This window comes from Streptomyces sp. NBC_00306 (assembly GCF_036169555.1).
Lineage (GTDB): Bacteria > Actinomycetota > Actinomycetes > Streptomycetales > Streptomycetaceae > Streptomyces > Streptomyces achmelvichensis.
Map to the genome: position 1 here is coordinate 4,436,627 of NZ_CP108032.1, position 14,908 is coordinate 4,451,534.

The 14,908-nt window shown below is 71.5% G+C and carries 13 protein-coding genes and 1 pseudogene; 13 read left to right on the forward strand and 1 reads right to left on the reverse strand.

Annotated elements, in window-relative coordinates:
- The first annotated feature begins 241 nt into the window (after nt 1–241).
- From ssd to OHA05_RS19820, 7 genes and pseudogenes are all read left to right on the forward strand, one after another.
- A complete protein-coding gene (gene ssd, locus OHA05_RS19790; RefSeq protein ID WP_443043840.1) occupies nt 242–1,312 on the forward strand; it encodes a septum site-determining protein Ssd in 1,071 nt (356 codons plus the stop codon).
- A complete protein-coding gene (locus OHA05_RS19795) occupies nt 1,309–2,457 on the forward strand; it encodes a TadA family conjugal transfer-associated ATPase (protein WP_313945004.1) in 1,149 nt (382 codons plus the stop codon). The genes ssd and OHA05_RS19795 overlap by 4 nt, the downstream gene beginning before the upstream one ends.
- A gap of 14 nt (nt 2,458–2,471) precedes the next feature.
- Nucleotides 2,472–3,299, forward strand: coding sequence for a type II secretion system F family protein (locus OHA05_RS19800; RefSeq protein ID WP_328863427.1), 828 nt, complete (start codon nt 2,472–2,474; stop codon nt 3,297–3,299).
- The gene (locus OHA05_RS19805) at nt 3,296–4,075 is read left to right on the forward strand and encodes a type II secretion system F family protein (protein ID WP_328861326.1); all 780 of its coding nucleotides are present in this window, start codon (nt 3,296–3,298) and stop codon (nt 4,073–4,075) included. Before OHA05_RS19800 ends, OHA05_RS19805 begins: the two co-directional genes overlap by 4 nt.
- A gap of 46 nt (nt 4,076–4,121) precedes the next feature.
- The gene (locus OHA05_RS19810) at nt 4,122–4,322 is read left to right on the forward strand and encodes a DUF4244 domain-containing protein (protein ID WP_328861327.1); all 201 of its coding nucleotides are present in this window, start codon (nt 4,122–4,124) and stop codon (nt 4,320–4,322) included.
- A 40-nt stretch (nt 4,323–4,362) separates the two neighbouring features.
- Nucleotides 4,363–5,031 (forward strand): TadE family type IV pilus minor pilin, encoded by a 669-nt coding sequence (locus tag OHA05_RS38265; protein ID WP_443043721.1) that lies wholly within the window; start codon nt 4,363–4,365, stop codon nt 5,029–5,031.
- Nucleotides 5,028–5,291: pseudogene (locus OHA05_RS19820) on the forward strand (Rv3654c family TadE-like protein); the annotation flags it as partial. The gene OHA05_RS38265 and the pseudogene OHA05_RS19820, both read left to right, overlap by 4 nt.
- Nucleotides 5,292–5,334: 43 nt before the next feature.
- Here the strand turns inward: OHA05_RS19820 and OHA05_RS19825 are convergent.
- Entirely contained in the window at nt 5,335–8,007 is a 2,673-nt protein-coding gene (locus tag OHA05_RS19825) for a DEAD/DEAH box helicase (protein ID WP_328861328.1), read from the reverse strand.
- Between the two features lie 78 nt (nt 8,008–8,085).
- Here OHA05_RS19825 and OHA05_RS19830 point away from each other — a divergent pair, with 78 nt between their 5' ends.
- The 6 genes from OHA05_RS19830 (at nt 8,086) to OHA05_RS19855 (ending at nt 14,798) form a co-directional block, all read left to right on the forward strand.
- The gene (locus tag OHA05_RS19830; protein ID WP_215097290.1) at nt 8,086–8,439 is read left to right on the forward strand and encodes an STAS domain-containing protein; all 354 of its coding nucleotides are present in this window, start codon (nt 8,086–8,088) and stop codon (nt 8,437–8,439) included.
- A 91-nt stretch (nt 8,440–8,530) separates the two neighbouring features.
- Nucleotides 8,531–8,977 (forward strand): ATP-binding protein, encoded by a 447-nt coding sequence (locus tag OHA05_RS19835; RefSeq protein WP_313945000.1) that lies wholly within the window; start codon nt 8,531–8,533, stop codon nt 8,975–8,977.
- Nucleotides 8,978–9,260: 283 nt separating this feature from the next.
- Nucleotides 9,261–11,666, forward strand: coding sequence for a sodium-translocating pyrophosphatase (locus tag OHA05_RS19840; protein WP_313944999.1), 2,406 nt, complete (start codon nt 9,261–9,263; stop codon nt 11,664–11,666).
- Nucleotides 11,667–11,874: 208 nt separating this feature from the next.
- Nucleotides 11,875–12,453: a small secreted protein gene (locus OHA05_RS19845; RefSeq protein WP_327681826.1), complete on the forward strand. Its 579-nt coding sequence runs from the start codon at nt 11,875–11,877 to the stop codon at nt 12,451–12,453.
- Nucleotides 12,454–12,554: 101 nt separating this feature from the next.
- The gene (locus tag OHA05_RS19850; RefSeq protein ID WP_328861329.1) at nt 12,555–14,087 is read left to right on the forward strand and encodes a class I SAM-dependent methyltransferase; all 1,533 of its coding nucleotides are present in this window, start codon (nt 12,555–12,557) and stop codon (nt 14,085–14,087) included.
- Between the two features lie 513 nt (nt 14,088–14,600).
- Nucleotides 14,601–14,798 carry a hypothetical protein gene (locus OHA05_RS19855; protein WP_313944996.1) on the forward strand — a complete coding sequence of 66 codons (198 nt, stop codon included), beginning with the start codon at nt 14,601–14,603 and terminating at the stop codon, nt 14,796–14,798.
- Nucleotides 14,799–14,908 lie beyond the last annotated feature (110 nt).

A 14,908-nucleotide genomic window follows, 5' to 3' on the forward strand; every position in this document is an offset into this window, starting at 1 on the left:
ATCGTCACTGTGCGTAGCGGAAGAGCTGCTCCCGGGAGTCACCGGTATGAGCGACGGGGATATTCACAAGTGGCTAGTTGTCCACAGTTTTTCAGCGAGATCCACACGTTTTTCCAGCGCGCTCCACTGTGATTCCACCCGCGCTCTTCGTGGGTGGCCGGAATCACAGATCTCGTAAGCAAGCGAGATCGAAAGTAAGAAGGGGTTGGAGATCGTGGCTGGATCCATCACATCGCAGAGGATGCCCGGTGCCGAAGGCCGGCGGGACGGGCCCCTGATCGTCACCGAGGACCTCGAACTGCTGGACGATCTGCTGCGGCTGTGCGCAGCGGCCGGCGCCGAGCCCGACGTCCACCACTCGGTGCCGGAGCGCGGGGGCGGCTGGGAAGGCGCCCCGCTGGTCCTGGTCGGCGACGACGCGGCGGCACGCTGCCGGGGCGCCACCCGACGGCAGGGTGTGCTGCTCGTCGGGCGTGACCAGGACGACCCGGACGTCTGGCGGCGGGCGGTGGAGATCGGAGCCGACTGTGTGCTGCGGCTGCCGGACGCCGAGAGCTGGCTCCTGGACCGGATCGCGGACGTCGTCGAGGGCGTCGGGGAGCAGGCGCTGACCGTCGGCGTCATGGGCGGCCGGGGAGGCGCGGGGGCGTCCACGCTGGCCTGTGCGCTGGCGGTGTCCGCGGCCAGGACGGGCCGGCGGACCATGCTCGTCGACGGCGATCCGCTCGGAGGAGGCGTCGATGTGCTGCTCGGCGGGGAGCAGGCGGAAGGGAGAAGGTGGCCGGATTTCGCCGCGTCCAAGGGACGGGTCGCCGGCGGCGCGCTGGAGGAGTCCCTTCCGGAGCTCCACCAGCTCCGGGTTCTGAGCTGGGATCGTGGCGATTCCGTGGTGGTTCCGCCGGAGGCGATGCGCTCCGTTCTTGCCGCGGCCCGCAGGCGGGGCGGTGTGGTGGTCGTGGATCTCCCGCGCCGGGTGGACGAAGCAGTGGCGGAAGCGCTGGCCCAGCTGGATCTCGGGCTGTTGGTCGTTCCGGGCGAGCTGCGGGCGGTCGCCGCGGCGAACCGCGTGGCGTCGGCGGTGGGCATGGTGCTCCAGGACCTGAGGGTCGTGGTGCGCGGGCCGTACGCCTCGGGACTGGACGACCAGTGGGTGGCCGACGCGCTCGGCCTGCCTCTCGCGGGTGAACTGCCGCTGGACGCGGGACTGTTTGCCGCCCAGGACCAGGGCGCACCGCCCGGCGGTGGGCGTGGCCCGCTGTCGCGGTTCTGCGCGGCCTTCTGGGACCGGGCGCTGGCGGGGGGTGTCTCATGAGCACCGGACTGCTGGATGCCGTACGACAGCGGCTCGCGGAGAGCGGCGCCGAGCCCACCCCGGCCAGGGTCGCGGCAGCGCTGCGGGCGCAGGGGCGGCTGCTGGGAGACACCGAAGTGCTCGGCGGCACCGAGACATTGCGCTGTGAGCTGGTGGGGACCGGGCCCTTGGAGCCCTTGCTGGCGGACCCGGCCGTGACGGATGTGCTGGTGTCCGCCCCCGATCGGGTGTGGGTGGACCGGGGGTGCGGTCTCGAACTCACCGGTGTGACGTTCGCGGACGCCGCATCGGTGCGCCGGCTGGCCCAGCGGCTCGCGGCGGTGGCGGAGCGGCGACTGGACGACGCCCGGCCGTGGGTCGATGCCCGGCTTCCCGACGGGACGCGGATGCATGCGGTGATCCCGCCGGTGGCGGTGGGTTCGACGTGTCTGGCACTGCGTGTGGTGCGTCCGCGGGCGTTCTCGGTGGAAGAGCTGGTCGCCGCGGGGACCGTGCCGCCGGGAGGTGACCGGCTGCTGCGGGCCCTGATCGACGCCCGACTGTCCTTCCTGATCAGCGGCGGTACGGGCACAGGGAAAACCACGCTGCTGTCCAGCCTTCTCGGACTGGTGGGGGAGCGGGAGCGGATCGTGCTGGCCGAGGACTCGGCCGAACTGCGGCCCGACCATCCGCACGTCGTGCGGCTCGAATCCCGTACGGCGAACCAGGAGGGCGCGGGCCTGGTCACGTTGCGGGACCTGGTGCGCCAGGCCCTGCGCATGCGGCCGGACCGGTTGGTGGTGGGGGAGGTCCGCGGAGCGGAGGTCACCGAGCTGCTGGCGGCCTTGAACACCGGACACGAAGGCGGCTGCGGCACTGTCCACGCGAATGCGGCATCGGATGTGCCGGCCCGGCTGGAGGCGCTCGGCACGGCTGCGGGGCTCGACCGGGCGGCCCTGCACAGCCAGTTGGCCGCCGCTCTCTCGGTGGTGATCCATCTCGTGCGGGACCGCGGCGGGCTGCGGCGGATCGCCGAGGTGCATGTGCTGGAGCGGGATGCCGCGGGTCTGGTGAGGACGGTGCCCGCGTTGCGGTGGGGTGCGGAGGCGTTCGCGTACGACCGGGGCTGGGAGCGGCTGCGGCCGCTGATCGGGGGTGCAGTGTGAACGCGGGCGAGCCGATGTATGCGGCAGCGGTGTGCGTCGGGGCGGCAGCCTGGCTCACGGCGGGCCGGGAGCGGGGTCTGACACGAGCAAAGCTGCTCTTCGCCGGTGGCGGCGCGCCGGAGCCGTGGTGGACGTGGCAACGGCTGCTGCCTGTACTGCGGTTGCGACGTGAGTGGCTGTGTCTGCCGGTGGCGATGCTGCTGGCCGTGCTGGGGGAGTCGGTGCTGCCGCTGATGGCAGGCGCGGCGGCCGTGCCGCTGGTGAAGAGGCAACTGGCGGCCAGAGAGCGGGTGAGGGCGCGGGAGCTGCGGGCCGAGGGAGTGATCACGCTGTGCGGCGCAGTGGCAGGGGAACTGCGGGCCGGTATGCAGCCGGGGCAGGCGCTGCTGTTCGGTACGAGGTCCACGGACGCCTTGGGTGCTTCGGAGGGCGCGGTGGTGGCAGCGGCGCGATTCGGCGGTGATGTGCCGCAGGCCCTGCGGGAAGCGGCGCGTGAGCCTGGTGCGGACGGGCTGGCAGGGGTCGCTGCCTGCTGGCGCGTGGCTGTGGACAGCGGTGCGGGCCTTGCGGCGGGCCTCGACCGGCTGGAGGCGGCTCTGCGGGCGGATCGGGGCCAACGGGAGGACGTGCGTACTCAGTTGGCTGGCGCTCGGTCGACCATCGGGCTGCTGGCGCTGCTTCCCGTCGTGGGCCTGGCCATGGGCTGGGCGCTGGGTGCCGATCCGCTGCGGGTGCTGCTCCACACCCCGGCCGGTCTGATGTGCCTGCTCGTCGGCGGGCTGCTGGAGGCGGCCGGGCTCTGGTGGGCCGCGCGGATCGTGCGGAAGGGGCAGGGCGCATGACCGCGGAGGTTGTCCACAGGCTGGGGGCAGTGTTGTGCGTTCTCTCCGCAGCTGCGTTCCTCGGATTCACGGTGGCGGGCCGACGCCAGGAGCGCAGGACGCACCGGCGGGTCGCAGGGCTGCTGGCTCTGGAACGCGAACGTCGGCGCCGGTGGCCGAAGGACACTCTGTGGGCGAGACGTTGGGCGGCTCCCCTGGGTGCGCTGATCATTGGATACGTCCTCGTCGGCGGATGGCTCGGCGGCGCGGTCGGATTGGCAGCCGCGTACGGCGTACGGCGCGTACAACTGAACCGCGCACCGGGCCCTGATGCCGGGGACGCCGCGGGCCTGCGCGATGTGCGGCAACTGCCGCTGGCGGCCGACTTGCTGGCCGCGTGCATCTCGGCCGGAGCGGGGCCACGTGAGGCGGCCGAGGCGGTCGGCGAATCAATCGGCGGGCCTGTCGGCGAGCGGCTCGTACGTGCGGCGGCCGAGCTGAGGCTCGGCGGTGAACCGGCCCGCGCGTGGGGGGCGTTCGCGCAGATACCGGGCGCTCAGGAGCTGGCCCGCTGTCTGGAGCGGGCCGACTCCACCGGCGCTCCCGCGGCGGAGCCGGTGTCCCGTCTGGCCGGACGCCTGAGGGCCGACCGGTCACGCAAGACCGCGGCGGAGGGCCGCAGGGCCCAGGTCATGATCACGGCCCCCGTGGGGCTGTGCTTCCTGCCCGCGTTCCTCGCCGTCGGGGTGGCGCCGGTGGTGATCGGGCTCGCCGACGGACTGCTCAACAGCAACTGACCGAACTGAACGAGATCTCTTGTGGGTCGATCAATGGGGGTTTGGCATGTGGAATCCGATGCGGGCATGGCGGCGCGCAATGGCGCGCAGGATGCGCAAAGACTCGGGAATGACGACATCCGAGTACGCGATGGGGACGATCGCCGCGTGTGCGTTTGCGGCGGTGCTCTACAAGGTCGTCACGAGCGGGACGGTCTCGGGCGCGCTCGAAGCAGTGATCGGAAAAGCGCTCAATGCGCAGTTCTGAGGCCCGGCGTGGGAGGTACGGCGAGGGCGACCGGGGATCCGTGACGGCGGAGGCAGCCGTCGCCGTACCGGCCCTGGTGGTGTTCGCGATGGCTCTGGTCTGGGCGCTGATGGCGGCCTCGGCCCAGATCCAGTGCGTGGACGCCGCACGGGCCGGGGCACGGGCGGCGGCCCGGTCCGAACCGCCTGCGGCGGCGGAGGCCGCCGCCCGCTCGGCGGCTCCGGACGGCGCCCGGGTCACGGTGGGACGGGCCGGGGATCTGTGGCGGGTGCGCGTGGAGGCGGCGGCACCGGGGCCGGGCGCGCTGGGGCTGACGCTCAGCGCGGAGGCAGCGGCGTTCGCGGAGGACGCGGTGGGTGGTCCCGGCTCCGATGCGACGCAGGCCGGAGACTCGGAGCCGGCTGCCGGTTCGGGCGCGGGTGGCGGCTCGGGCTCCAGCCAGACGGCAGCCACCGCGTCGGTCGGGGCTCCGGCGCTGGACGGGGCCACTCGCGAGGGCCCGGCCTCTGCATCGAGCCCGGCCTTGGGTCCGGCCGCGGCGGTGGTCTTCGGCTCGCGTGCCCAAGCCCAAGCCCAAGCCCAGGCCCAAGCCCGCGCCGGCTCGGTCGGCGCTCCGGCCGGGGGCCGGGCCGCTCGTGAGGGCCCAGCCTTCGTGGGGCCGGTCCCGGTCCCGGGCCCGCTCGGTGGTCCTGAGGGGGTCGTCCCATGAGGGCGACTCGCGACCGGGGCTCGGCCACCGTCTGGGTCGCCATGGCAGCCACCGTGCTGTGCGTCGTGTTCGCCGCTGTGCTGGCCATGGGGCAGGCCGTCGTGGCTCGGCACCGGGCAGGCTCGGCAGCCGATCTGGCGGCGCTGGCCGCGGCTGACCATGCCCTCCAAGGGGCCGGCCCCGCCTGCGAGAAGGCTGCGACCGTGGCCCGGGCTCAGGGCGCGGCCGTGGTGCGGTGCGCCGTTGAGGGCGAGATCGCGGACGTGACCGCGCAGGTCCGCTTCGGACCGTACGGCCCGACGGTCAGGTCGAGGGCCGGTCCTCCGGAAGCGGCATCTCCAGTGCAGCCGCCTCAGCCACCTCCGGGGGCCCACCCGGTGCGGGCGCCTCAGCTGCCCGACGAGGGGCAGAGGTGGCGCTCTGAGGCCCTTGGGGCCGGGAGCCCAGGTCCGGCCCCTCGCCGGGCCGCTGGGCCCCCTCCCGGCCTGACGAGGCACCCTCCGACGCCGTCCCCGTCGCCGCCGGACCCTCCGGCGCCCCCCTGAGCAGTTCGGTGAGCAGGCGGACCGCGCCGCGCTTGTGGAGCGGGTCATTGCCGTTGCCGCACTTGGGGGACTGGATGCAGGACGGGCAGCCCGCCTCGCACTCGCAGGAGGCGATCGCCTCACGCGTGGCAGTGAGCCACTCGCGGGCGGTGTGGAAGGCGCGCTCGGCGAAGCCGGCGCCTCCTGGGTGGCCGTCGTACACGAAGACCGTCGGCAGCAGGGTGTCCGGGTGCAGCGGCACGGAGACCCCGCCGATGTCCCAGCGGTCGCAGGTGGCGAACAGCGGCAGCATCCCGATGGAGGCGTGTTCCGCGGCGTGCAGGGCCCCGCCCAGCTGCTCGGGGTTCACCCGTGCCGCGTCCAGCTGGTCCTCGGTGACCGTCCACCACACGGCCCGGGTGCGCAGGGTGCGCGGTGGCAGGTCGAGTTTGGTCTCGCCGAGCACCTCACCGGTGATCAGTTTGCGGCGCAGGAAGGAGACGACCTGATTGGTGACCTCGACGGAGCCGTAGCAGAGGCGGCCGTCGCCCCACGGGATCTCGATGTCGGTCTCCAGCACGGAGACGGCGGTGGTGTCACGTGCGGTCGTGGAGTACGGCGGGTTCGCCTCCTCCACGAGTGCGGCGGAGTCCTCCAGGTCCAGGTGCTTCACCAGGTACGTGCGGCCCTGGTGGAGGTGGACGGCTCCGTCGTGGACGGCGGAGTGCGCGGCGGACTCGTCGACCGTGCCCAGCAGCCGTCCGGTGGCCGCTTCCACGATCTGGACCGGCCGGCCGCCCTCGCCCCGGATGTCGGTGAGGTCGGCGGCTCGCTCCCGTCGGGTCCAGTGCCAGCCGGAGGACCGGCGGCGCAGCAGCCGCGCGGACTCCAGCTGGGGCATCAGTTCGCCGGTCGCCGGGCCGAACAGGTCCAGGTCGGCCTCCGTGAGGGGCAGCTCGGCGGCTGCCGCGCACAGATGCGGGGCGAGGACATAGGGATTGTCGGGGTCGAGGACGGTGGACTCCACCGGCTGGTGGAACAGCGCCTCGGGATGGTGGACGAGGAACGTGTCCAGCGGGTCGTCGCGTGCGACGAGGACGGCCAAGGCGCCCTGGCCGGACCGCCCGGCCCGGCCCGCCTGCTGCCACAGCGACGCCCGGGTGCCCGGGTAGCCGGCGATGACGACGGCGTCCAGACCGGACACGTCGACACCCAGCTCCAGGGCCGTGGTGGCGGCGAGTCCCAGCAGCTCGCCGGAGTGCAGCGCCCGCTCCAGGGCGCGGCGCTCCTCAGGGAGGTAGCCGCCGCGGTAGGCGGCGACCCGCTGGGGCAGGGAGCGGTCCACCTCGGCCAGGCGTTCCTTGGTGATCACGGAGATCAGCTCGGCGCCGCGCCGGGAGCGTACGAAGGCGACCGTGCGGACGCCCTGCACGGTCAGATCGGTGAGGAGGTCGGCGGTCTCGGCGGTGGCGGTGCGGCGGACGGGTGCACCCTTCTCGCCGTGGAGCTCGGTGAGCGGAGGCTCCCAGAGGGCGAAGACGAGCTCGCCGCGCGGGGAGGCGTCGTCGGAGACCTCCTGGACGGGCAGGCCGGTGAGCCGGCCTGCTGCCACGGACGGTTCCGCCGCGGTGGCGGAGGCGAGGAGGAAGACCGGATTCGCACCGTAGCGGGCGCACAGCCGGCGAAGGCGGCGCAGCACCTGGGCGACATGGGAGCCGAAGACTCCCCGGTAGGTGTGGCACTCGTCGATCACGACATAGCGCAGGGAGCGCAGGAAGGAGGCCCAGCGGGGGTGGGAGGGGAGTATCCCGCGGTGGAGCATGTCCGGGTTGGTCAGCACGTACGTCGCGTACTGCCGGACCCACTCGCGTTCCTCGACGGGGGTGTCGCCGTCGTAGACGGCCGGGCGCACCCGATGGCCCAATGGCGCCGCGAGTTCTTTCACGGCGCGGCACTGGTCGGCGGCGAGGGCCTTGGTGGGGGCGAGATACAGGGCCGTGGCGCCGCGGCCGTTCGGGGCCTCGGACCCGTCGAGCTGGGCGCTCAGCACCGGCGCGAGATAGGCCAGCGACTTCCCCGATGCGGTGCCGGTGGCGATCACCACCGACTCGCCGTCGAGGGCGTACTCGGCGGCGGCTGCCTGGTGGGCCCAGGGGTGTTCGATGCCGGCCTGCTGAATGGCGTTGATCACTTCCGGCCGGATGCGGTCGGGCCAGACGGCATGGCGGCCCGGCCTGGGGGGCAAGTGCTCCGTATGAGTGATGCGCGCAGCCCGGTTCGCCCCTGCGGTGAGCCGGTCGAGGACCGTACCGGGGGAGGGGCGGGTGTCCCCGCTCTCGGGAGGTCGTCTGGGACGGAGATTCTTGGCCATCGGCACCGAGTGTGTCACCGGCGTGGCGGACAATGGTCTCAAGGCGTCGTGCATGGCTGCTGGTAAGTGATTGAATGCCATCGCGGCTGGCGACCGTCCTCCGGCTCCGCCGGGGAGACCTGCTGGGCGGCCGCTCGATAGCAAGGTGCTGGAGGATCCGTGGACCTGTCCCTGTCGACTCGCAATGTGTCCGGCCCTGGTGGCGACCGTACGGTCGTCGAGGTCGGTGGCGAGATTGATGTGTATACCGCGCCCAAGCTGCGCGAGCAGTTGGTCGAGTTGGTGAACGACGGCAACTACCACCTGGTTGTCGACATGGAGGGCGTGGACTTTCTCGACTCCACCGGGCTCGGAGTGCTGGTGGGCGGCCTGAAGCGCGTGCGCGCGCATGAAGGGTCGCTGCGCCTGGTCTGCAACCAGGAGCGCATTCTCAAGATCTTCCGGATCACAGGACTGACCAAGGTGTTCCCCATCCACACCACGGTCGAGGAAGCGGTTGCGGCGACCGACTGACGGTCGGCCGGACACGCCGGAAGAAGTGAGGGGTACCGGGCATCCAGCCCGGGCCTCTGAGATGCATGCCCGTACGTCCGAGGGGGAGCACATGGCCACCGTCGAGCTTCGATTCAGTGCCCAGCCCGAGCATGTCAGGACCGCCCGGTTGGTGGCGGCTGCCGTGGCGCGCAGGGCGGGGGTCGACGAGGCCGTGCTGGACGAGGTCCGGCTCGCGGTCGGCGAGGCATGCAGTCGTGCTGTCGGGCTGCACCGCAGTCACGGCATCACCGAGCCCGTCACCGTGGTGCTCGCCGAGGAGGAGAAGACTTTCTCCATCGAGGTCATCGACGAGGTTCCGAGCGCGGGGGCGAACGGCGCACATGCCGTTCCCGGCGCGCGAGGCGGCTCCGACGAGGACGCGGACGCCGACGGAGAGGACGAGATGGGTCTCGCCGTCATCAGCGGCCTCGTGGACGACGTGGAGGTCAGTTCCACCGATCACGGGGGCGTGATCCGGATGAGTTGGCCGTCGGCGCCGGTCTCCGTCCTGCCCTGACGCGGTACGACGATCAGGGGTTCCGGTCCGCCGGTCCATTGATCGTCAGCCGGTCATGATCGTGAAAAGAGGTCCTGCTGAGCAGGGCCTCTTTTCTTTTTTCTAGATCATTGATCAAGGGTCAATGGTTTTGCCCCATTACCTCTTTCGGTGGCATTTTCGGAACCGGATCATTTGCTGAGTAGCAACTGAAGGTCAAATCCAGTTGTCGCGCTCTGTTTTGATCAGGTTCCGCTCCCTACAATCCGTCCACATCTTGAGCTCTGAGCGTCAAGGAGGACGAATGGCGGGGCTCGTCAACCCAGAACTGTCCAACCACCCCACTTCCCTTGCAGCCGCAGTACTGACAGACGACAACCGAGTGATCGTTATTGTCATCGCCGTCGTGGCGTTGGCGGCACTCGTCGTCGCCCAGCTGCTGGTGCGCCAGGTACTGGCCGCCGGCGAGGGCACCGATTCCATGAAGAAGATCGCGGCAGCGGTCCAGGAAGGCGCGAATGCCTACCTGGCCCGGCAGTTGCGCACCCTCGGCATCTTCGCCGTCGTGGTGTTCTTCCTGCTGTTGCTTCTTCCGGCCGACGACTGGTCACAGCGAGCAGGACGCTCGGTGTTCTTCCTGGTGGGTGCGCTTTTCTCGGCAGCCACCGGATACATCGGTATGCGTCTTGCCGTACGGGCCAATGTGCGCGTGGCGGCGGCCGCGCGTGAAGCGACACCGGCCGAGGGCGAGCCCGAAAAGGATCTGACGGCCGTCTCGCACAAGGCCATGAAGATCGCTTTCCGGACGGGAGGCGTGGTCGGCATGTTCACGGTGGGCCTCGGCCTGCTCGGTGCCTCCTGCGTCGTACTCGTCTACGCGGCCGACGCCCCCAAGGTCCTGGAGGGCTTCGGTCTCGGCGCCGCACTGATCGCCATGTTCATGCGTGTCGGCGGCGGCATCTTCACCAAGGCGGCCGACGTCGGCGCCGACCTCGTCGGCAAGGTCGAGCAGGGCATCCCGGAGGATGACCCGCGCAATGCCGCGACCATCGCCGACAACGTGGGCGACAACGTCGGCGACTGCGCCGGCATGGCCGCCGACCTCTTCGAGTCGTACGCGGTCACGCTCGTCGCGGCGCTCATCCTCGGCAAGGCGGCATTCGGCGACGCCGGACTCGCTTTTCCGCTGATCGTTCCGGCGATCGGCGTGGTCACCGCGATGATCGGTATCTTCGCGGTCGCCCCGCGGCGCGCCGATCGCAGCGGGATGACCGCCATCAACCGTGGATTCTTCATCTCCGCGCTGATCTCGCTCGCGCTCGTGGCCGTCGCGGTCTACGTCTATCTGCCGTCGTCCTACGCCAAGTTGGACGGCGTCACGGAGGCGGCGATCCGGTCGCACGGCGGAGACCCCCGGGTCCTCGCGGTCGTGGCCGTCGCCATCGGCATCGTGCTGGCGGCTCTGATCCAGCAGCTGACCGGGTACTTCACCGAGACAACCAGGCGTCCTGTGAAGGACATCGGCAAGTCCTCGCTGACCGGGCCCGCGACCGTCGTGCTGGCCGGCATCTCCATCGGTCTGGAGTCCGCCGTCTACACGGCGCTGCTGATCGGTCTGGGCGTGTACGGGGCGTTCCTGCTCGGCGGTACGTCGATCATGCTCGCCCTCTTCGCGGTCGCGCTGGCCGGCACCGGCCTGCTCACGACCGTCGGCGTCATCGTCGCCATGGACACCTTCGGTCCCGTCTCCGACAACGCCCAGGGCATCGCCGAGATGTCCGGCGACGTCACGGGCGCGGGCGCGCAGGTCCTCACCGACCTGGACGCCGTGGGCAACACCACCAAGGCCATCACCAAGGGCATCGCCATCGCCACCGCGGTACTCGCGGCGGCAGCGCTCTTCGGCTCGTATCGCGACGCCATCGCGACCGCGGCAGCGGACGTCGGCGCGAAACTCGGCGACGGCGCTCCGGCGAACCTCGTGATGGACATCTCCCAGCCCAACAACCTGGTGGGCCTCATCCTCGGCGCGGCGGTCGTCTTCCTCTTCTCGGGGCTCGCGATCAACGCGGTCTCCCGGTCGGCGGGAGCGGTGGTCTACGAGGTGCGGCGGCAGTTCCGCGAGCACCCCGGGATCATGGACTACACCGAGAAGCCGGAGTACGGGCGCGTCGTCGACATCTGCACCAAGGACGCGCTGCGGGAGCTCACCACCCCGGGCCTGCTCGCGGTGCTGACCCCGATCGCGGTCGGATTCTCGCTCGGAGTCGGGGCTCTCGGCTCGTTCCTCGCGGGTGCGATCGGCACCGGCACGCTGATGGCGGTCTTCCTCGCCAACTCCGGTGGTGCGTGGGACAACGCCAAGAAGCTCGTCGAGGACGGTCATCACGGCGGCAAGGGCAGTGAGGCCCATGCCGCGACCGTCATCGGCGACACCGTCGGCGACCCGTTCAAGGACACCGCCGGTCCTGCCATCAACCCGCTGCTGAAGGTCATGAACCTGGTGGCACTGCTCATCGCACCCGCGGTGGTCCAGTTCAGCTACGGGGACGACGCGAGCGCCGGGATCCGGGCGGTGATCGCGGTCCTCGCGATCCTCGTCATCGTCGGTGCCGTGTACATCTCCAAGCGGCGAGGCATCGCCGTCGGGGACGACCCGGGGACGGCGGAGCGGAGTTCGAAGTCACCCGACCCCGCGGTGGTTTCGTAGTACTGGTCACATCGACGGGCGGGCGGCGCGCAGTGGCGTGCTGCCCGCCCGTTCGTCTGCCGTGACGTCGGTCGTGACGTCTGTCGTGAGCCATCTCTCTCTGGTGCAAATAGTGAAAAAAGAATATGAACCGGACGCAAGGCTCGCGAATGTCGACCACGTGCCGTGTATGTTCCGGGGCCGAGAAGCCTTGGAAGGGACCAAACCGGTGAACAAGAAGCTTGCGGCCGCACTGTCCGGTGGTGCGGTGCTCGTACTCGCGCTGTCGGGATGCTCCGGCGAAGGCGACGCGGACAAATTCTCGGTCGACGACTGGGCCAAGAAGTACTGCGACCAGGCGCAGCCGCAGATCAAGAAGCAGTTCGACGCGGAACAGCTCATCCGCTCGACCGCCTCGGACGGCAAGCCCGCCGACATCCAGGCCGCCGACTCGAAGGCCTTCCAGGACCTCGCGGACGTGAACAAGGCCCTGGCGACGGCGTTCAGAGGCGCCGGGACGCCGCCCGTCGACGCCGGTGAGCAGCTCGTCAAGGACGCCGCCGCCGAGCTCGACGCCAACTCCAAGTCCTACCTCGATCTGAAGAAGCAGATCGACGCGCTGAACGCCAAGGACCAGCAGAAGTTCGCGGACGGCCTCCAGCCCGTCGCCGCCGGTCTGGAGAAGATCGAGAAGAACCAGACCGCGCGGAACAAGCTGCGGAAGGCGGAGACGGGTAACGCCATGGCGAAGCAGCCGGGCTGCAAGCCGCTGAAGGCACCTGCCCCGTCCGGCGGTTCGGCCGCCTGAGCCGCACCCCGTCCCTCCCGGCAGCTCCTGGCCGAGCCGCCGCGCCTCGCCCGTACGGGCCGGGAGCGGCGGTTGTCAGTGGCGGCCGCCACAATGGACGGGTGAGTACGACCAGCGTTGCCCCAGGCCTCCCGTCGCCCGACCGTGCGCTCCCGCTGCGCGAGGCGCTGCTGGCCCGCGCCTTCACCGTCGACGGCCTGCTCGACCTCCTCGGCGCGTCCGCCTATGCCGCGCTCGCCCGCAGCGAGACCGTCCCCGCGCTCCGGGCCACCCGCGGGGACGGCGATCTGGCCGCGCTGGTGCGGCTGTTCCTGCTGCAGCGGCCCGTGGCGTACGAACGGGCCCTGGCCGCCCTGCCGCTGGAGGAGTGCCTCGCCGACGGCTGGGTGGTGCGTGAGGGCGACGATGTCCGTGCCACCGTCGACGTACGGCCCTACGGCGGGCCCGATGGACAGGACTGGTTCGTCGTCTCCGACCTCGGGTGTGCGGTCGGCGGCGCGGGCGGAGCGGCCGGCCGGGCCGAGGAAGTCGTCCTCGGTGTCGGCGGCGCGTCCACCACGCTGGCCGGCATCACGGTCCGTACGCCGGTGTCCTCCGCGCTGGACCTCGGCACCGGCTCCGGCATCCAGGCGCTGCACGCGGCACAGCACGCCACCCGGGTCACCGCCACCGATCTGAATCCACGCGCCCTGCACTTCACGCGGCTCACGCTCGCGCTCTCTGCGGCTCCGGAGGCCGATCTGCGGGAGGGATCGCTCTTCGAGCCGGTGGGTGACGACACGTACGACCTGATCGTGTCGAACCCGCCCTTCGTCATCTCTCCCGGTGCGCGACTGACCTACCGCGACGGCGGGATGGGCGGGGACGATCTGTGCCGCTCGCTGGTTCTGCAGGCGGGGGAGAGGCTGAACGACGGCGGCTATGCCCACTTCCTCGCCAACTGGCAGCACGTGGAGGGTGAGGAATGGCAGCAGCGGCTGCGCTCCTGGGTGCCGCGCGGGTGCGACGCCTGGATCGTGCAGCGCGAGGTGCAGGACGTCACCCAGTACGCAGAGCTGTGGCTGCGCGACAGCGGTGACCACCGCGGCGATCCCGAGAAGTACGCCGAGCTGTACGAGGCGTGGCTGGACGAGTTCGAGGCGCGCAAGACGCAGGCGATCGGCTTCGGCTGGATCACGCTCCACAAGTCCGGGTCCGCTGCCCCCTCGATCGTCACCGAGGAGTGGCCGCACCCCGTGGAGCAGCCGCTCGGCGCGACGGTGCGGGCGCACTTCGCCCGCCAGGACTACCTGCGGACGCACGACGACGCGGCCCTCCTCGCCGACCACTTCACGCTCGCTCAGGAAGTCGTCCAGGAACAGGTGGGTCTGCCGGGAGCGGAGGACCCCGAGCATGTGGTGCTGCGCCAGCACCGAGGGATGCGGCGGGCCACCAAGGTCGACACCGTCGGAGCCGGATTCGCCGGGGCCTGCGACGGCACGCTGAGCGCCGGGCGGATCCTCGACGCGATCGCCCAGCTGATCGAGGAGGACCCGGTGCTGCTGCGGGACCGCACACCGCAGGCGCTGCGGCTGCTGGTGGAGGAGGGCTTCCTGGAGCCGGTGCCGCAAGAGGCCGTGCCGCCGGTCGCCTGACGGGACGGCCCGGCCCCCAGGGGAGGGCGTGCTGCCGGCCGCCCGACACGCCCAGGCCGCGGCCCGCCTGGGGCAGCCCGCACCCCCGGCCGCCCGACACGCCCAGGCCGCGGCCCGCCTGGGGCAGCCCGCACCCCCGGCCGCCCGACACGCCCAGGCCGCGGCCCGCCTGGGGCAGCCCGCACCCCCGGCCGCCCGACACGCCCAGGCCGCGGCCCGCCTGGGGCAGCCCGCACCCCCGGCCGCCCGACACGAGCCCAGGCCGCCGCCTGCCTGGCGGGAGCCGGTGCCCCCGGGGCGATCGACCGCAGCCGTGCATCCGGCCGCCCCGCCCGGCGGCCGGAAGCGGACTTCCCGGCCGCGCCATGAGGTGAAATCGGCCAATGCCACCGGCCGGGTGAACCCACGCCGCGTTCACCCGGAATTCGCCCCACTGACTCCCGGAGGTGCCAGCCTCGGCCTCCGGGAGCGACGCCGCACCGGTTCGGCGTCAGGGAAGGGCGGGGCACGGATATGGAGAATGGGCCGGCGATCTTCGCCGGAGCGGCGTTCACGCTGTTCGGAGCCGGACTCCTGGTGTGGACGGGAATGCGTGTGATGCACCGCGCACCGGTCGCACACGGAGTGAGTCCCGCCACGGCAGCCACCCTCGCAACACTCTTCGGGGCCCTCTCCCTGGCCCTCGGGGTCTGGTGCTTCGGCCGCGTCTGACCGGGGGCCCCTGGCGACCTCGTGCCGGTCCGGGCGGCAGGAATGGCCGGAGTCGGGTTACCGTTCGAGTGGCCGTTGCGGGCTTTTGCCGTTTGACACGGGGGCGGGTT

Bases quoted from the DNA above. Each gene is read 5' to 3' on its own strand.
- ssd (WP_443043840.1), top strand. From the start codon at position 242: ATGCCCGGTGCCGAAGGCCGGCGGGACGGGCCCCTGATCGTCACCGAG.
- OHA05_RS19795 (WP_313945004.1), top strand. From the start codon at position 1,309: ATGAGCACCGGACTGCTGGATGCCGTACGACAGCGGCTCGCGGAGAGC.
- OHA05_RS19800 (WP_328863427.1), top strand. From the start codon at position 2,472: ATGTATGCGGCAGCGGTGTGCGTCGGGGCGGCAGCCTGGCTCACGGCG.
- OHA05_RS19805 (WP_328861326.1), top strand. From the start codon at position 3,296: ATGACCGCGGAGGTTGTCCACAGGCTGGGGGCAGTGTTGTGCGTTCTC.
- OHA05_RS19810 (WP_328861327.1), top strand. From the start codon at position 4,122: ATGTGGAATCCGATGCGGGCATGGCGGCGCGCAATGGCGCGCAGGATG.
- OHA05_RS19825 (WP_328861328.1), bottom strand. From the start codon at position 8,007: ATGGCATTCAATCACTTACCAGCAGCCATGCACGACGCCTTGAGACCA.
- OHA05_RS19835 (WP_313945000.1), top strand. From the start codon at position 8,531: ATGGCCACCGTCGAGCTTCGATTCAGTGCCCAGCCCGAGCATGTCAGG.
- OHA05_RS19840 (WP_313944999.1), top strand. From the start codon at position 9,261: ATGGCGGGGCTCGTCAACCCAGAACTGTCCAACCACCCCACTTCCCTT.
- OHA05_RS19855 (WP_313944996.1), top strand. From the start codon at position 14,601: ATGGAGAATGGGCCGGCGATCTTCGCCGGAGCGGCGTTCACGCTGTTC.